The sequence below is a fragment of the Streptomyces sp. WY228 genome (assembly GCF_019287315.1).
In the GTDB taxonomy this organism is placed as follows: domain Bacteria; phylum Actinomycetota; class Actinomycetes; order Streptomycetales; family Streptomycetaceae; genus Streptomyces; species Streptomyces caviscabies.
In genome coordinates this window covers 5437722-5453708 of record NZ_CP079114.1, presented here as the reverse complement: position 1 = coordinate 5453708, position 15987 = coordinate 5437722, and the positions used below count along the sequence as shown (strand labels likewise).

Sequence of the window (15987 nt, the reverse complement as noted above, 5' to 3'; positions counted from 1 at the left end):
GTTCCACGCACCATCGGGAGGCCATCCATGTACGAGCCGATCCGCAGCCCCTCGGCCCACACCCCGGCCGACGACGCGGACTTTCCGCACCGCAGCCGCGAGGAGGAGCTGGACATCCAGCTCGCCGGACATCTGGCCGCTCTCCTCGCGGTCACCGACGAACTGGGCCTCGGCGTGCCGGGCGACCGCATCGCCGAGCAGGTGGCCCGGCTGCGCGGCGCCCCGCCCGCCCGGCACGCCGGCCTGACCGACGCCGCCCCCGCGGACCTCCACCGCCGCGCCCACGCGCTCGCGGGCCGCGCCCTGCTGGTGGCCGCGTCCCGCGCCGACACGACCGCCGCCATCCTCTCCGCCGAGCGGATGGACGCCCACACCGCGGCCCTGGCCGCACTCGCCGACGCCGCCCCCTCCGGGCAGCTGGTCGGCGCCCACTGACGGCCCCGGTCCGCATGCCGCGCAGGCGTGCGGACCGGGCGCCATGGCCTTCACCGGCCGGGACCGTTGCGTTCTGGGATGGGTCCTTCATCTGCCGTCCACCCAACTCGGCCCGGAATGTGGGTTTCCGCGAGCACGCTGCGCAGGGTGAGACGCATCGTGGGAATCGTCCTGGCGGTCGTGCTGATCGCCGGTGTGGCGGCGGCCGTCGCCCTGGGCCGTGACAGCGGGGACAGCGGCACCGCCGCGAAGACCGTGCGCGGGGTGATCGGGTCGGAGAAGGCCGAGTTCTTCGCCGACCCCGACACCGTGAAGGCCCTCGCCGCCAAGGGGTTCACCGTCCGTACGGAGACCTCCGGGTCCTGGGCCATGGACCGACTGCCCCTGAAGGGCTACGACTTCGCCTTCCCCGGTTCCAAGGCCCCGGCCGACGAGCTGCGCCGGGGAGCCGCGGACCAGGGCGGCCCGCTGCGGCCGTTCTACTCGCCGCTCGTCGTGGTGGCCCACCGCAACGCGGCCGAGGTCCTCGCCGACAACGGCCTGGCCCGGCTGCGGTCCGACGGCGGATCGAAGTTCACCACGCAGGGCACCCTGCTGATGGACCCCTACCTGGCGGCGGCGGAGGACGACCGGACCTGGCAGCAGCTCAAGGGGGCGTCCGGACATGCCGAGTTGAGCGGCACGGTGTTCATCACCAGCACCGACCCCGTCTCCTCCAACTCCGGCGCCCTCTACCTCGCCGCCGCCTCGTACGTCGCCGACGGCGGCCGGGTGGCCACGGACGCGAAGGCGGTGGAGCGCACGGCGCCGCTGCTGCGCAAGCTCGTCCAGGTGCAGGGCGCCCAGCAGACCAGCAGCGACGCGCCGTTCCGCGACTTCATCAGCGGGGTCGGCAATCCGCTCGTGCTGGTCTACGAGTCGCAGGTGGCCTCGCTCCTGATGAGCAGTCAGCGACAGGAGATCGGCGACCTCGTCGTCCTCTACCCGGACACCACGGTCTCCAGCGACCACACCCTCGTACCGCTGACCGGCCACGGCCGCGAGCTCGGCGAGCTGCTGTCCACCGACCCCGAACTGCGGAAGCTGGCGGTACGGCACGGCTTCCGGCCCCAGGGCGCGGCGGCCGAGTTCAGCGCCGCGACCGCGGATCACACCGCCTACATCGACCAGCGGCTGACCGGCGTACGCCAGGCGCCCGTGCCCACCGCGGAGGTGCTGCGCTCGATGGCGCAGCGGGCCCGCGGCTGACGACGCCCCGGTCCGCACCCGGCCCAGCCCTCCCGCAGTCAGGAGACCTCCACCATGACCCAGAACGCCGGGCCCCAGAACGCCGGACCCCGGAACGCCGGGCCCGAGAACCCCGGCCCCCAGGACCCCCGAAGGCCGTACGACCCGCCGACCACCCCTCTCGTCCTCACCCCGCCCGCCCCCGTCGCCCCCGTCCGCGCCGAGCAGGCCGCCGGGCTCGTCCCGGTCGACGAGGCCGTGCGGTCCGACATGGTCCGGCGCGCCGAGGAGTACGTCGACGGCCTCGCCGGACTCGACGCCCGCTCACCCGAGTTCGGCGCCCGGGTCGGGGAGATCGCCGCGCTCGGGCAGAACGACATCCGCAGCGCCGCCCAGCAGTCCAACCGGATGCTGGACCGCACCGTCCGCTCGCTCGCCTCCGGCGAGGGCGACGCCCCGGCCCGGGTGGGCTCCTCGCTGGTCGAGCTGCGCCGCACGGTGGAGGACCTCGATCCGCGCGACACCCCGAGGCGCGGGGCCCGCCGGCTGCTGTCCCGGCTGCCGGGCGGGCGCGGGCTGCGCGACCACGTCGCGAAGTACGCCTCCGCCAAGGGCACCCTGGACCGGATCGTGCGCTCGCTCCGCGGCGGGCAGGACGAACTGCGGCGCGACAACGCCGCGTTGTACACCGAACGCACCCGCCTCTGGGAGTCCATGGGCAAGCTCCAGGAGTACGTGGTGCTCACCGAGGCCCTCGACGGCGTCGTGGAACGGCGCGTCGCGGAGGCCGAGGCGGCGGGCGATCCGGCGCGGGCGGACGCGCTGCGGGCCGATGTCCTCTTCCCCGTACGGCAGAAGCACCAGGACCTGCTGACCCAGATCGCGGTCTGCGCCCAGGGGTATCTGGCGATGGACGTCGTGCGGCGCAACAACGACGAGCTGATCAAGGGTGTCGACCGGGCGGCCACCACCACCGTGTCCGCGCTGCGGATCGCGGTGATGCTGTCCTCGGCGCTGGAGAACCAGCGCCGGGTGACCGAGCAGGTGCAGGTGCTGCGCTCCACCACCGAGGACCTGATCCGCGGGAACGCGGAGATGCTCGCCACGCAGAGCGGGGAGATCCAGCAGCTGGCGGCCGATCCGGCGGTCGGCGTCGAGACGCTGCGCACGGCGTTCGGGCAGATCTACGCGACGCTCGACGCGATCGACACGTACAAGGCACGGGCGACCGAGACCATGGCGGCCACCGTGCAGGCGCTGACCGCCGAACTCCAGGAGGCCGGGGCCCGGTTGGACCGCAGCCGCACGGCGGATTCGGCACTGGACGGAGGCCGCTCGTGAGAGACCGCCGCCGCACGATGAAAGCCCGTCGCACGATGAGCGCCCGCCGCACGGTGAGCGCCCTTCCCGCCCTGCCCGCCCGGCGCGCCCGGGTGGCCCGGCGCGCGCTGCTCCCGCTGCTGGCCGCGCTGCTGCTCGTCCCGCTCGCCGCCTGCTCGACGGACCGGGACGCCGGGCCGGACACCGGCCGGGGCGGCGACGACGGGCGTCCGCGCACGGGCACGCTCCGGATCCTGGCCTCCAGCGAACTGAGCGACATGGAACCGCTGTTGGAGAAGGCCCGCGAGGCGACCGGGATCACCGTACGGCCCACCTGGGCGGGCACGCTGGACGCGGTGGAGCGGCTGGCGTCGGGCAAGGCGGACGGGGCGTTCGACGCGGTCTGGCTGTCGTCCAACGACTATCTGCGGCTCGACCCGGAGGCCGCCCGGAAGATCGCGTCCGAGACCCCGCTGATGGCCTCCCCGGTCGCGCTCGGCGTGCGGCCCGCGACGGTGCGGCGGCTCGGCTGGGACGCCGACGCGGTCAGCTGGGCCCAGGTCCACCGGGCGGTCGCGGACGGCGACCTGACGTACGGGATGACCGACCCGAACCGCTCCAACTCCGGTTTCTCCGCACTGATCTCGATCGCCTCCGGGCTCTCCGGCGCCCAGGCGGCGCTCACCGACGCCGATGTCCGCAGGGCCGGGCCGAAGCTGAAGGAGTTCTTCGCGGGGCAGCGGCTGACCTCCGGTTCCTCGGGCTGGCTGGCCGAGGCGTACGCCCGGCGGTCCACCGTGGACGCGCTGATCAACTACGAGTCGGTGCTGCTGTCGCTGAACCGGGACAGCGGCGCCGGGCTGACCGTGATCCGCCCGCGCGACGGGGTGGTCACCGCCGACTACCCGCTGAGCGCGCTCACCGGGGCCACACCGGAGGCCCGCGACGCCGTGCGGACGCTGACCGAGCACTTCCGGTCCACCGAGGTGCAGCGGGAGATCACCGCGCTGACGCTGCGCCGCCCGGTCGTCGCCGCCGCGCGCCCCGCCGATCCGCTCTCGCCCGAGCAGCGCCGCGAACTGCCGTTCCCCGGTACGCGATCGGTCGCGGACGGGCTGCTGTCCTCGTACGAACACCGGCTGCGGCGCCCTTCGCGGACCGTGTACGTGCTGGACACCTCGGGGTCGATGAAGGGCGGGCGGCTGGCTCAGTTGAAGTCCGCGCTGAACGGGCTGACCGGCGACTTCCGGGAGCGCGAGGAGGTCACGCTGCTGCCGTTCGGGTCCACCGTCAAACAGGTCCGCACCCACACCGTCGACCCGGCGGACCCGAAGGCGGGCCCGGCGGCGATCCGGGCGGACACGGCGGCGCTGACGGCCGAGGGGGACACGGCGATCTACTCCTCGCTCGCCGCGGCCTACGACCACCTGGGCCCGGACACCGAGTCCGCGTTCACCTCCATCGTGCTGATGACGGACGGCGAGAACACGGCGGGCCGGTCGGCGGCCGAGTTCACGGCGTTCTACCGGGCGCTGCCCGCCGCCCGGCAGGTCACTCCGGTGTTCCCGATCGTGTTCGGCGACTCCGACCGCTCGGAGCTGGACGTGATCGCCGGGCTGACCGGCGGCCGGCTCTTCGACGGGACGAAGAAGGAGGGCCCGGGCTCGCTGGACGGGGCGTTCGAGGAGATCCGTGGCTACCAGTAGGGATCCGGCGGGGAAGAGACCCCTGGCCTCGGGTACGGCGGTGGTGGCGGCCCGGGTGATCGGCTATCTGGAGTCGGCCCGGAATCTGACCGGCGGGGCCGCGGCCCTCGGCGGTCTCGCCCTCACCTTCGCCGGGTTCGCGGGCGCGTACTGGCCGGTGGTGGTCGGCGGGCTGTACGGGGCGGGCGCCCTGATCGCCCCGCCGCGCCGCCCGCCCGCCCCGGCGTTCGATGAGCCCTCCTCCCGGCTGGACGAACTGCGGTCCGACCTCGCGACCTTGCGGGCGTACCTGAAACAGGTGGACCTGCCGCCCGCCGCGGCGGAACGGCTGGAGGCGCTGACCGGGCTGCTGGACGGGCTGCTGGCGCCCGGCTGGGTCTCGGAGGCGCTGGCGGACGACCCGGAGAGCGGGCATGTGGTGGCGCGGGCGGTGCGCCGGGACGTTCCGGAGTCCGTCGACACCTATCTCCGGACCCGGTGGTGGACGCGGCTCGCGCCGGGCGCGCGGGCTCCGGAGGAGGAGCTGGAGCGGCAGTTGTCGCTGCTGCACGGGGAGGCGCAGCGGCTGGTGGACGGGTTGCGCGAGGCGGAGGAGCTGCGCCAGCGGTCGCACACGAGGTATTTGGAGGACCGGGGCGGCTCCGGGCATCCGGGCGACCTGGGCGGCTCGGCCGCAAGGGTGGAAACGGGGCGGCCCCCGGAACCGTGAGGGGGTTCCGGGGGCCGGGAGGGTGTCCTTGGTCGGGAACAGGCCCTCCGGGGCCGTCGGCGACGACTGGCGCGACGACAGGCCCCGTACCGCGGCGGATCGTTCGGCCCCACAGGTCAGGGCGGATGTCCGATGGACCCGGCCGCGGGGTCCGTGGGGTCAGTGGTGCCAGTGGGGAGTGCCAGGATCAGCCCAGGCGCTCGACGAGCGCGTGGTACTCGTCCCACAGCTCCTTGGGCGCGTGGTCGCCGAAGGTGTTGAGGTGCTCGGGGACCAGGGCGGCCTCCTCGCGCCAGACCTTCTTGTCGACCGTGAGGAGGAAGTCGAGGTCGGCCTCGGAGAGGTCCAGGCCCTCGGTGTCCAGCGCGCCCTTGGCCGGCAGGATGCCGATCGGGGACTCGACGCCCTCGGCCTTGCCCTCCAGACGCTCCACGATCCACTTCAGGACGCGGCTGTTCTCGCCGAAGCCGGGCCAGACGAACTTGCCGGCGTCGTTCTTGCGGAACCAGTTCACGTAGTAGATCTTGGGCAGCTTCGACTGGTCGGCCTTGTCCGCACCGACCTTCACCCAGTGGTTCATGTAGTCGCCCATGTTGTAGCCGCAGAACGGCAGCATGGCGAACGGGTCGCGGCGCAGCTCGCCGACCTTGCCCTCGGCGGCGGCGGTCTTCTCGGAGGCGACGTTGGCTCCGAGGAAGACACCGTGCTGCCAGTCGAAGGACTCGGTGACCAGCGGCACGGCGGAGGCGCGGCGGCCGCCGAAGAGGATCGCCGAGATCGGCACGCCCTTGGGGTCCTCCCACTCGGGCGCGATGATCGGGCACTGTCCGGCCGGGACGGTGAAGCGGGCGTTGGGGTGGGCGGCGGGCGTGGAGGACTCGGGGGTCCAGTCGTTGCCCTTCCAGTCGGTGAGGTGCGCGGGCGCCTCCTCGGTCATGCCCTCCCACCACACATCACCGTCGTCGGTGAGCGCGACGTTGGTGAAGACGGAGTTGCCCCACATGGTCTTCATGGCGTTGGCGTTGGTGTGCTCGCCGGTGCCGGGTGCGACGCCGAAGAAGCCGGCCTCGGGGTTGATCGCGTAGAGCCGGCCGTCCTCGCCGAACCGCATCCAGGCGATGTCGTCGCCGATGGTCTCCACGGTCCAGCCGGGGATGGTCGGCTCAGCGGCGAGCTTGGCATTGCTCGGCAGGCGTCGCGGGGACGGAGGCGGCGGCGTAGCAACGCCGTAGAGCCGGCCTCGGGAAGTGCGAGATGTATTTGGTGGTGTTGCAGGGCCACGGGACGTCCTCCTGGCCCTCCTCCAGGGGCGCGCCCAGGGTGTGGACGGCCTTCACGAAGAAGCCGTCGGTGCCCAGCTCGTCCAGGACGGCCTGGCCCATGCGGGTCATGGTGCGCATGGAGACGGCGACGTACGCGGAGTCGGTGATCTCGACGCCGATCGCGGAGAGCGGCGAGCCGACGGGCCCCATGCAGAAGGGCACGACGTACATGGTGCGCCCGCGCATGGAGCCACGGAACACACCGTCGGCACCGGTGAAGATCTCCCGCATCTCGGCGGGGTCCTTCCAGTGGTTGGTCGGACCCGCGTCCTTCTCCTCCTTGGAGCAGATGAACGTACGGTCCTCGACGCGGGCGACATCGCTCGGGTCGGACGCGGCGTAGTACGAGTTCGGCCGCTTGATCTCGTCCAGCTTGGTGAACGTGCCCTTGGCGACGAGCTCCCCGCACAGGCGCTCGTACTCGGCCTCGGAGCCGTCGCACCAGACCACCCGGTCGGGCTGGGTGATCGCTGCGATCTCGTCGACCCAGGAGACCAGCTCCTGGTGGTGGGTGGGGACAGTGAGGGGAGCCGCGATGTCGCGCGCCACGATCGCTCCTAGTTGAGGGTGTCAGTTGTCTGAGGCCCCGTGGGGGCTGCGACCCGGATGCTTCGTACCCTTCGAATTCCCCTGGCGCTCATCCGGTGCCGACTGCACTCATTTGATCATCCGACCGATCCGCCCATCTGTCCAGGGGGCCTCACACGTGAGCATCGCCACTCATTTGCGCCCGATATCCAGTACCTACGGTGGCGTAGGTAGCATGCGGATATGACTGACGCCGCCGCTAGCGCCGCGACCCCGGGCCCCGTCGTCCTCGACCCCGTACCCGTCAAACCACGGATGCGCGGCTGGCTGCACGCCGGAATGTTCCCGGCGGTGCTGGTCGCGGGCATCACCCTGATCGCACTGACCGACAGCACCACGGGCCGGATCGCCTGCGCCATCTACATCCTCAGTGCCTGTCTGCTGTTCGGCGTCAGCGCGGTCTACCACCGCGGCACCTGGGGGCCGCGCGGCGAGGCGGTGCTGCGCCGTCTGGACCACGCGAACATCTTCCTGATCATCGCGGGCACCTACACGCCACTGACACTGCTCCTGCTGCCCGAGTCGACCGCCCGGCCGCTGCTGTGGGCGGTCTGGGCGGCGGCCGCGGCGGGCATCGCGTTCCGCGTCTTCTGGGTCGGAGCGCCGCGCTGGCTCTACACCCCGTGCTACATCGCGATGGGCTGGGCTGCGGTCTTCTTCCTGCCGGACTTCATGCGGACCGGCGGCATCGCGGTCCTGGTCCTGGTGATCGTCGGCGGGCTGCTCTACAGCGCGGGCGGCGTGATCTACGGCATCAAGAAGCCGAACCCCTCGCCGCGCTGGTTCGGCTTTCACGAGGTCTTCCACTCGCTGACGCTGGCGGCGTTCATCGCGCACTACGTGGGCATCTCGCTGGTGGCGTACCAGCACGGATAGGGCACACGCAGGACAGACGGACGAGGGGCCGGCCGCACGAAGCGACCGGCCCCTCACTCCGTCCATGGGCGCTCACCCGCCGAGCTTGCCCGCCAGCTCCCCCGCGTCCGTCGTCGGCGCGTCGCACACGAAGTGGCGGCAGACGTACGCGGTCGGCTCCCCGCCCACCAGCGGCCGGTCCACCAGCAGCGGGAACTCGGCCCCCGCCCCCGGCCCTTCGCCGGCCGCGACCACCGCACCCGGGGCCCGCCCCAGCAACGCCGTACGGTGCAGCTCACCGCCGACCGGACCGGCCACGGCCACCTCGCGGGGCCCGTCCAGCAGCGCCTCGGCCACGGCGAGGCCCCAGCCGACGAACCGGGGGACGCGCGGGCCCAGGGCCTTCACCACACCGAGCGCGCCCTCGGCGGCGGTGCGATGGGCCTCAGACCCGGTGTGCGCGGCGTACGAGAGCAGCGCACCGGCGGCAGCGGTCCACCCGGACGGGGTGGCGCTGTCGGTGGGATCCTGGGGCCGCCGAATGAGCTGCTCGGCGTCATGGGCGGTGTCGTACAGCTGACCGCCCTCACCGGTGAACTGCTCCAGCACGATGTCCAGCAGGAACCCGGCGAACTCCAGCCAGGCGCCCTCCCCGGTCACCGCCGCCAGCGCGAGGAACCCCTCGGCCACATCGCCGTAGTCCTCCAGCACCCCGGCGTTGTCCCCGGCCCGCCCGTCCTTGGAGGTACGGGTCAGCCGGGCCACCTCGCCCAAGTGCACCCGCACGAGCAGGTCAGCGGCCTCGGTGGCCCGCTCCACGAGGTCGGGCCGATCGAAGTAGGCCCCGGTCTCGGCAAGGGCGGCGACAGCAAGCCCGTTCCAGGCGGCGACCACCTTGTCGTCCCGCCCCGGGCGCGGCCGCTCCTCACGGGCGGCCAGCAGCCGGGCGCGTACGTCGGCGAGCCGCGCGGCGTCCACGGGCCCCGCGTCCCCCGGCAGCCGGAGCACGGAGGCGCCCTCCTCGAAGGTGCCGTCCTCGGTCACCCCGAAATAGGCTGCGGCGAAGGCGGCATCGTCCTCCCCCAGCACCTCACGCAGCTGCTCCGGCGTCCACACATAGAACGCCCCCTCGACATGCCTGCCGTCCGCGTCCTCACTGTCGGCGTCCAGCGCAGAGGCGAACCCGCCCTCGGCGGTCCGCAGCTCCCGCACCATGAAGTCGGCGGTCTCCAGGGCGATCCGCCGCGCCTCGTCGGACCCGGTGGTACGCCAGAGATGAGCGTAGACACGACACAGAAGAGCGTTGTCGTACAGCATCTTCTCGAAGTGCGGCACGATCCACTCCCGGTCCACAGAGTACCGCGCGAACCCGCCGCCGAGCTGGTCGTAGATGCCGCCCCGGGCCATCGCCGAGCAGGTGTCGGCGGCCATCTGCAGTGCGCCTTCGGCCCCGGTCCGCGCATAGTGCCGCAGCAGGAACTCCACCACCATGGCCGGCGGAAACTTGGGCGCACCCCCGAACCCGCCGTGCTGCTCGTCGTACTCCCGGGTCAGCCCGAGCAGCGCCTGAGCGATCTCCGACTCCCCCGGCACCCCGTCCCCACCATGGACCAGCGACCGCCCCGCAAGATCGGCGACGATACGCCCCGCCACCTCGGCGACCTCGTCCCTGCGATCGGTCCAGGCGGCGGTGACCCCTTCCAGCACCTGCTGAAAGGAGGGCGAGCCGTGCCGGGCCTCGGGCGGGAAGTAGGTCCCGAAGTAGAAGGGTTCGGCATCCGGGGTGAGAAAGACGGTCATCGGCCACCCCCCGTGCCCGGTGGCCGCCTGCACGGCCTCCATGTAGACGGCGTCGACGTCGGGCCGCTCCTCCCGGTCGACCTTCACGGGCACGAAGTGCGCGTTGAGATAGGCGGCCACGATCTCGTCCTCGAACGACTCGTGCGCCATGACGTGACACCAGTGGCAGCTGGCGTACCCGACACTGAGCAGCACGGGCACATCCCGCTTCCTAGCCTCCTCGAACGCCTCGGGCGACCAGGGCCACCAGTCGACGGGGTTGTCGGCGTGCTGGAGGAGATACGGGGACATGGCATCGGCCAGGCGGTTCACCATGCGGGCAGTATCGCAGCACCGGCCGCGGGAACCCCGAAACCCGAACCCACTGGCGGAGTCGGTTCCAACCGGTCCGCCCGTGAAGCCCTGTCACTCGCATCGGGACTGCGGAGCCGAGCCCGACAGCAAGCACCACCCCCCCTTCTTGTGAAATTGACAATAACTGAAGTACCTTACAAAGCATGCAAGATGATGCATGGTCACCACCCCCTGTACTCCTGACGGTCGATCTCGTGATTCTGACGCTGCGGGAGGGCCGCCTCCACGTACTCGTGGTGGAGCGGGGTGAAGCCCCCTTCGAAGGCATGCCCGCCCTGCCCGGAGGATTTCTGAACCACGATCGCGAGGAGATCTTGGATGCCGCACACCGCGAACTGAACGAGGAAACAGCCCTGGCATCCAGCTGGGTACACCTTGAGCAGTTGGCTGTGTACGGAGAATCGAATCGCGACCCCCGGGGCCGAGTCGTTTCTGTGGCGCACCTGGCAATCGCACCAGGGCTACCCGACCCGGTCGCGGGAACGGATGCCACCGATGCCTCCTGGGTTCCCGCGGAAGCCGTGCTGTCGGGGCAGGTGGAACTCGCCTTCGACCACCGTCGAATTGCAACGGACGGGATCGAACACGCCCGTACCAAGCTTGAGTTCTCGTCGCTGGCCACGGCGTTCTGCGGGGAGGAGTTCACCATCGCAGAGCTGCAACAGGTGTACGAGGCAGTCTGGGGCACCGAACTCGACACGCGCAATTTCTACCGGAAGGTCCAAGCCGCGAAGGGATTCATCATTCCCGTCGGCACGGACCGCAGGAGCACGGGCGGGCGACCGGCACGGCTGTACCGGGCAGGGCCGAAAACCGTCCTGTTCCCACCGCTGATCCAACCCGCGCCGCCCGCAACAGAAGAGAACCCGAACGGGGAAGAGGAATAGATGTCGAAAGGCCCGGTGGTGATTCTCACCGCCCTCAATCTCGAGTACCAGGCCGTGCGAGAGAAGCTCGCGAGTCCGCAGGCGCACCTCCACGAGCGTGGCACCCGGTTCGAAGTGGGCACCGTGCAGGGCACGTCGTGCCGTGTCGCACTCGGCCTGACAAGCAAAGGAAATCATTCCGCCGCAGTGATCGCCGAACGCGCGATTCAGGAGTTCTCGCCGGCGGCCGTGCTGTTCGTCGGGGTCGCCGGTGCCTTATGGGACGCCACCAGGCTGGGTGACGTAGTAGTGGCGTCACATGTGTACGCCTACCACGGTGGGACCAGCGAGGACGACGGGCTCAAGGCTCGCCCGCGGGTGTGGGAAGCACCGCACGGGATCAGCCAGCTCGCCTTGCACCTGGCCCGCTTGGACGACTGGGCGGACTCCGCCTCCAGTCACGAGCACGCACCACAGGTGCGCTTCGGGGCGGTCGCCGCTGGCGAGATCGTCCAGAACTCAAGGGTCTCGGCCGAGGCGACATGGATCCGGCAGCACTACAACGACGCGCTCGCCATCGAGATGGAGGCGGCCGGGGTGGCACAAGCGGGCCATCTCAACGGGGCGCCGGTGGCCATCATCCGGGGAATCAGCGATCGGGCGGACGGCACGAAGAACAGTACGGACGACCGCAGCTGGCAGCCGCAGGCCGCAGCGAACGCGGCGGCGTTCGCCATCCGGCTGGCGGTGGAGCTGGCGGGGGAGCAGGAGAAGACCGTAGTGCCCCGAGACGACAGGGCCCCTTCGGCCGACCGACTCGACCGACACGTCAGCAACACTGCCCAGAACAGCACGGTTGGCATCATGGCCGGATCGGTCACGGGCAGCAGCGTGCACATGAACACGGCTCCGGAGGAGTCCGGACCGCTGAACCTGTTCGCGGCACTCGATGGCTTCCGAGAGAATCTGACGCGGCACCGCGCTGAAGGCGACCTCGACCAGGACACGTACCGAGAGGCCTTGGCCGACCTGGAATCCGCCATCCGGTCAGCCGGGGAACAAACCTCTGATTCGTCGAAGCGGGCGGCCATGACGCTCAGGAGACTGCGCGGACTGGTCGTGGAGTGCCCTGCGCTGATGGCCGAGCTGGCCCCGTTGATCGCCGCAGCCGGTGACCGGGCATGAGCGACAGCGACGGTGCCACGTACAGCTCTGCCGCGCACGACTCCACCATCGGGATCCAGGCAGGGGTCGTACACAACTCCAGCGTCTACTTCGTTCACCCGGATGCCTCGCCGCAGGAGAAATACAGGGTGGGCGTGCGACTCCTGGAAGACGGAGTCCCCAGCCGCGCTCTCGAAGTAATCACCGATGCGATCGCCCACGGCTACCACAACGCGGAGGTTCGATTCCACTGGGTGCTCGCCATGTTCAGCACACGCACCCATCACGACCTCAAAGCCGAAGAGGTCCAGCAGTTGCACCGCGCCTCCGGGCTCGTTCGGACCTACCCCGAGGGCGAGTGGAAGGAAGCCCTGCGCGTCGCTTTCGACCTGCTGGCGGCGCTCGGCTCCTCCGGCGGAACAACCGGACCTGTGCTGAAGCAGTTGCAGGACCTGCCTTCCCGCCAGCATGATGCGATCCTCCGCCACCTCGATCTCATGCTCACCGGGGGCCTGAAGGACGACCTGTGGGCGGAGACCCTCGAAAAGGCCGAAGTGGAACGCTTGGGCAACGACCGGGCCAAGCGGGTGTGGGCCTACTTCGAGCCTTCCCCCATCGGGGCACGGGCCGCACTCCCCCGCCTGAACACCGCTGCCGCTGCCGCTGCCCAGGCGGCCCTCCCGCCCCGGGTGGCCCTGTTCGTAGTCAGCAGTGTGGCCCTCGGAGCCCTGGCATGGATCGCCCACCCGGCCCTGGCGGTCATCGAGTCACTGGTCGCACTCGGCGCAGGCCGCGCCGCGGCCCGATGCGGCATCCAGTGGTGGGGCCGACAGCTCCGGCCGAACCAGACGGGCGGGTCCGACGCCCCACAGCCTCACAGTCCCGCACCTCCCGAGGGCGGGTTCACCAACAGCGTCCGCAACAGGTTCGATCACTACTTCAGAGTCCGCACGCCCCACGGATTCACCCCGGATGCCTGGCTTGCGCACACCGCTGAGGTCCGGAGCGACCTCGCCGCCGAGATCGCCGACCTCTACCGGGAGAGCCGGATCGGTGTCGACCGGGTCAACTGGCTGATCCGATACCTCGCCGAGGAGGCCCGGAACCGGCACGACAATGGCACCCTGTTCGATCGGCACCCACAGGACCGAACGCCGATCAGGACGAAGGTTCTGACCGTGGCAGCCCTCGCCGTTTGCGGCGCCGCGGTCCTGGCAGGGCTGGGCACTGCGGCCCGGGGCGCTGTGCAACCGCGGCCGGTGTGGGCCCTACTGGCCTTTCTCGGTGTGGCTTGGTCGGGGCACGCGGCCGCTCAGCTGTGGCTGAAGGTTCGGCGTGAAAGGCACCGTCTGGCCCTGGAGGCGCGGGAGTACCAGGAAGAGCTGGCGGCACGGCGGAAGGCTCACCAGCGCTGGAAGGCGCTCTTGGACCAAACCCGCCCCAGTGAGCTGGAGATGGAGACCTGGCTCGCCTGTGACAAGACATCGTTCGTGGATGAGGCGCTGCGGCACCACCGGCTCACCTGGCGGGATCTGATCACGCACACCATCCTGGTGGCTCCTGCGCGCCCCTACAAACGGGCCCGAGTCCAGGGCGGCCCATGGCGGTACTCGCGTTACGTCATCCGCCTGTTCCTGTTCACCAGGGACGGCATCCGCGAAGTCAGCTCCGAGCTCAAATTCTCCGACTCGACACGCAGGAACGAGCAGCGGAGCAACTACCGGTTCGACGCCCTGTCCTCGGTGCAGGTGACGGAGAACGCCGATGCCGGTTACGACCTGGAGCTCGTCCTCACCAACGGCCCAGCCCGGAAGATCCGTGTGAAGGACGCCGATGCCCATCAACTGGCACCGGACGAAAACGCCCGGGAGATTTCCGAGATCAGTCTCAGCACGGCCGGCTTCACCCATACCTTCCGCCTCCTGGAGGGGGTCGCAGCAGACGGGAAGGGCTGGCTCGAACGACACAACCCCGAAAACCTGATGCCCTTCCAGATCGCCGACTGATCCGAAATCGAGCACCGGAAGGCTGTGACCGACATGGACGATGTCACCGAGAGCAAAGTCCTGCTGGCCGAGTACGACCGCCTCAAGGAGGAACAGAAGACCCGCATAGGATTCCGCGACAACCTGCTCTACTTTACGCTCGCCGCAGTCACCGCGGTCGTAGCGGTCACCGTCCACAGTGGTCAGGCCGGACTGTTGCTCTCCGTCCCCGCGATCTGCCTGATCCTGGGCTGGACCTACCTGGTCAATGACGAGAAGATCTCGGCGATCGGCTGCTACGTCCGCGACCGGCTGGGGCCGCGTCTGGGAGAACTCGCCTCCGCCAGGGGCGCAATGTTCGGATGGGAGGTCTATCACCGCGATGTTGCGGGCCGCGCGATGCGCAAGCGGCTTCAGACAACAGTGGACCTGTTCACGTACCTGATCCTGCCCATGGTCTGCATGATCGCGTTCTGGTGCTCCCACACCGCTCACTTCCTACTCGTGCTCACTTCACTTGTGCAGACGCTCACCCTGGCGGTGCTGGGCTGGCAGTTCCTGCGCCGTGCGGAGGGGTAGCACTTGCCCTGCCGCAGCGCAAGCTCCGCGCTGATCACTCGATCGAAGGCGGCGCTTGCGTTAGGTCCGGGCAGTCAATTTCGGCGATTCAGGCGATGCCTCCGGCGGCGTTCGGTCCGACGGGTACACGGACGATCTCGCGAATGTAATAGAGATGGTCTTACACTGATTTCATGAAGCAGAATCGTTCGGGAGTCACTGAGAACGTCTCCGTATCCATGCCTTCCGAGCTGGTCAGTGAGCTGCGATCAAGGACCGGCCGCCGAGGGCTGTCCAGCTACGTCACCGAGGCTGTCAGGCACCAGCTCGCCATGGACGGGCTCGCCGAGATCGTCGCGGCCCACGAAGAAGAGCACGGTGCGCTCACGGAGCAGGAGATCGAAGCCGCTCGTCGCGAGCTGTTCGCAGACGAGAACACGGAGCGGGGCGCTGCGTGAAGGAGCAGCCGGCCCGCTCACTGGTGCTCGACTCCGAGGCGCTCTCCCTGCTTCTGCGCAACGACCGCGGCATGGCGGCTCGCATCGAGGCATCCCGGCAGGTCGGGGTCCCCGTCCTCGTGTCTGCGCTGACCATCGTCGAAGCCGTACACGGCAAGACCGATCTTGCGCGGTTGAAGTGGGTGCTCTCCCGACTGCGGGTAGAACCGGTCACCCCGGAGGACTCCCTGACCGCCGTGGCGCTGCTTCAGGACGCAGGCGGGCTGCATGGGCACAAGTACGCGATCGACGCCCTCGTCGCCGCGCTCGCGCTCCGCGTACCGGCCCCTGCGATTGTTTTGACCTCCGACCGTGACGATTGGTCCAAGCTCTGCGGTAAGCGCGTGATCATCAGAGACGCGTAGGCAGCACGGCCACATTCCGCCTCGGGCGACAACAGCCAACAGCAGACGGGGGTGCTGGCGAGCTGGAGGAGATAAAGCGAGGCGGTCTGCGCAATCCGGTTGGTCATAGGCCCGATCCACATGCACCCGACTCCCGGGCACCCGCGCCACAGAGCGTGGTACGAATGGGCAAGTGGGACAGGTCGGCGCTGCCGACTCCGGGCAGCCGGACAACACCGGGAAGCAGGCTGAGTCCA

At 70.2% G+C, this 15987-nt stretch carries 13 protein-coding genes and 1 pseudogene; 12 read left to right on the top strand and 2 right to left on the bottom strand.

Annotated features, from left to right (window positions below; genetic code table 11):
- Window positions 1–27: 27 nt before the first annotated feature.
- The 5 genes from KV381_RS24035 to KV381_RS24015 all read left to right on the top strand — a co-directional run bounded on the left by KV381_RS24035 (window position 28) and on the right by KV381_RS24015 (window position 5397).
- Entirely contained in the window at window positions 28–435 is a 408-nt protein-coding gene (locus tag KV381_RS24035) for a hypothetical protein (protein WP_030630460.1), read from the top strand.
- 147 nt (window positions 436–582) lie between these two features.
- The gene (locus tag KV381_RS24030; RefSeq protein ID WP_030086928.1) at window positions 583–1683 is read left to right on the top strand and encodes a hypothetical protein; all 1101 of its coding nucleotides are present in this window, start codon (window positions 583–585) and stop codon (window positions 1681–1683) included.
- Between the two features lie 54 nt (window positions 1684–1737).
- Window positions 1738–3003, top strand: a complete 1266-nt coding sequence (locus tag KV381_RS24025) for a toxic anion resistance protein (protein ID WP_030086926.1) — start codon at window positions 1738–1740, stop codon at window positions 3001–3003.
- Window positions 3004–3038: 35 nt separating this feature from the next.
- Window positions 3039–4688 carry a substrate-binding domain-containing protein gene (locus KV381_RS24020; protein ID WP_247595049.1) on the top strand — a complete coding sequence of 550 codons (1650 nt, stop codon included), beginning with the start codon at window positions 3039–3041 and terminating at the stop codon, window positions 4686–4688.
- A 43-nt stretch (window positions 4689–4731) separates the two neighbouring features.
- A complete protein-coding gene (locus tag KV381_RS24015; RefSeq protein ID WP_030086921.1) occupies window positions 4732–5397 on the top strand; it encodes a hypothetical protein in 666 nt (221 codons plus the stop codon).
- A 187-nt stretch (window positions 5398–5584) separates the two neighbouring features.
- On the opposite strand, the pseudogene KV381_RS24010 reads toward KV381_RS24015, so the two are convergent.
- Window positions 5585–7268: pseudogene (locus tag KV381_RS24010) on the bottom strand (phosphoenolpyruvate carboxykinase (GTP)).
- A gap of 222 nt (window positions 7269–7490) precedes the next feature.
- On the opposite strand from KV381_RS24010, the gene KV381_RS24005 reads away from it, so the two are divergent.
- Window positions 7491–8183, top strand: a complete 693-nt coding sequence (locus KV381_RS24005) for a hemolysin III family protein (RefSeq protein WP_030630468.1) — start codon at window positions 7491–7493, stop codon at window positions 8181–8183.
- Between the two features lie 72 nt (window positions 8184–8255).
- Here KV381_RS24005 and KV381_RS24000 read toward each other — a convergent pair whose 3' ends face one another.
- Window positions 8256–10277 carry a thioredoxin domain-containing protein gene (locus KV381_RS24000; protein ID WP_218786208.1) on the bottom strand — a complete coding sequence of 674 codons (2022 nt, stop codon included), beginning with the start codon at window positions 10275–10277 and terminating at the stop codon, window positions 8256–8258.
- A 182-nt stretch (window positions 10278–10459) separates the two neighbouring features.
- Here KV381_RS24000 and KV381_RS23995 point away from each other — a divergent pair, with 182 nt between their 5' ends.
- The 6 genes from KV381_RS23995 (at window position 10460) to KV381_RS23970 (ending at window position 15751) form a co-directional block, all read left to right on the top strand.
- Window positions 10460–11203 carry an NUDIX domain-containing protein gene (locus KV381_RS23995; RefSeq protein WP_218786205.1) on the top strand — a complete coding sequence of 248 codons (744 nt, stop codon included), beginning with the start codon at window positions 10460–10462 and terminating at the stop codon, window positions 11201–11203.
- Window positions 11204–12367, top strand: a complete 1164-nt coding sequence (locus KV381_RS23990) for a 5'-methylthioadenosine/S-adenosylhomocysteine nucleosidase (RefSeq protein ID WP_218786201.1) — start codon at window positions 11204–11206, stop codon at window positions 12365–12367.
- Complete coding sequence (locus KV381_RS23985) at window positions 12364–14352, top strand: hypothetical protein (RefSeq protein ID WP_218786198.1); 1989 nt, start codon at window positions 12364–12366, stop codon at window positions 14350–14352. Before KV381_RS23990 ends, KV381_RS23985 begins: the two co-directional genes overlap by 4 nt.
- Window positions 14353–14385: 33 nt before the next feature.
- Window positions 14386–14910, top strand: coding sequence for a hypothetical protein (locus KV381_RS23980; protein ID WP_218786195.1), 525 nt, complete (start codon window positions 14386–14388; stop codon window positions 14908–14910).
- Between the two features lie 173 nt (window positions 14911–15083).
- Entirely contained in the window at window positions 15084–15347 is a 264-nt protein-coding gene (locus tag KV381_RS23975; RefSeq protein ID WP_218786193.1) for a hypothetical protein, read from the top strand.
- Window positions 15344–15751, top strand: coding sequence for a type II toxin-antitoxin system VapC family toxin (locus KV381_RS23970; RefSeq protein WP_218786191.1), 408 nt, complete (start codon window positions 15344–15346; stop codon window positions 15749–15751). Before KV381_RS23975 ends, KV381_RS23970 begins: the two co-directional genes overlap by 4 nt.
- Window positions 15752–15987 lie beyond the last annotated feature (236 nt).

What these genes read in the sequence shown, in the direction of transcription:
- KV381_RS24035 (WP_030630460.1), top strand. Translation starts at nt 28, where the DNA reads ATGTACGAGCCGATCCGCAGCCCCTCGGCCCACACCCCGGCCGACGAC.
- KV381_RS24025 (WP_030086926.1), top strand. Translation starts at nt 1,738, where the DNA reads ATGACCCAGAACGCCGGGCCCCAGAACGCCGGACCCCGGAACGCCGGG.
- KV381_RS24020 (WP_247595049.1), top strand. Translation starts at nt 3,039, where the DNA reads ATGAGCGCCCGCCGCACGGTGAGCGCCCTTCCCGCCCTGCCCGCCCGG.
- KV381_RS24005 (WP_030630468.1), top strand. Translation starts at nt 7,491, where the DNA reads ATGACTGACGCCGCCGCTAGCGCCGCGACCCCGGGCCCCGTCGTCCTC.
- KV381_RS24000 (WP_218786208.1), bottom strand. Translation starts at nt 10,277, where the DNA reads ATGGTGAACCGCCTGGCCGATGCCATGTCCCCGTATCTCCTCCAGCAC.
- KV381_RS23995 (WP_218786205.1), top strand. Translation starts at nt 10,460, where the DNA reads ATGCAAGATGATGCATGGTCACCACCCCCTGTACTCCTGACGGTCGAT.
- KV381_RS23990 (WP_218786201.1), top strand. Translation starts at nt 11,204, where the DNA reads ATGTCGAAAGGCCCGGTGGTGATTCTCACCGCCCTCAATCTCGAGTAC.
- KV381_RS23985 (WP_218786198.1), top strand. Translation starts at nt 12,364, where the DNA reads ATGAGCGACAGCGACGGTGCCACGTACAGCTCTGCCGCGCACGACTCC.
- KV381_RS23980 (WP_218786195.1), top strand. Translation starts at nt 14,386, where the DNA reads ATGGACGATGTCACCGAGAGCAAAGTCCTGCTGGCCGAGTACGACCGC.
- KV381_RS23975 (WP_218786193.1), top strand. Translation starts at nt 15,084, where the DNA reads ATGAAGCAGAATCGTTCGGGAGTCACTGAGAACGTCTCCGTATCCATG.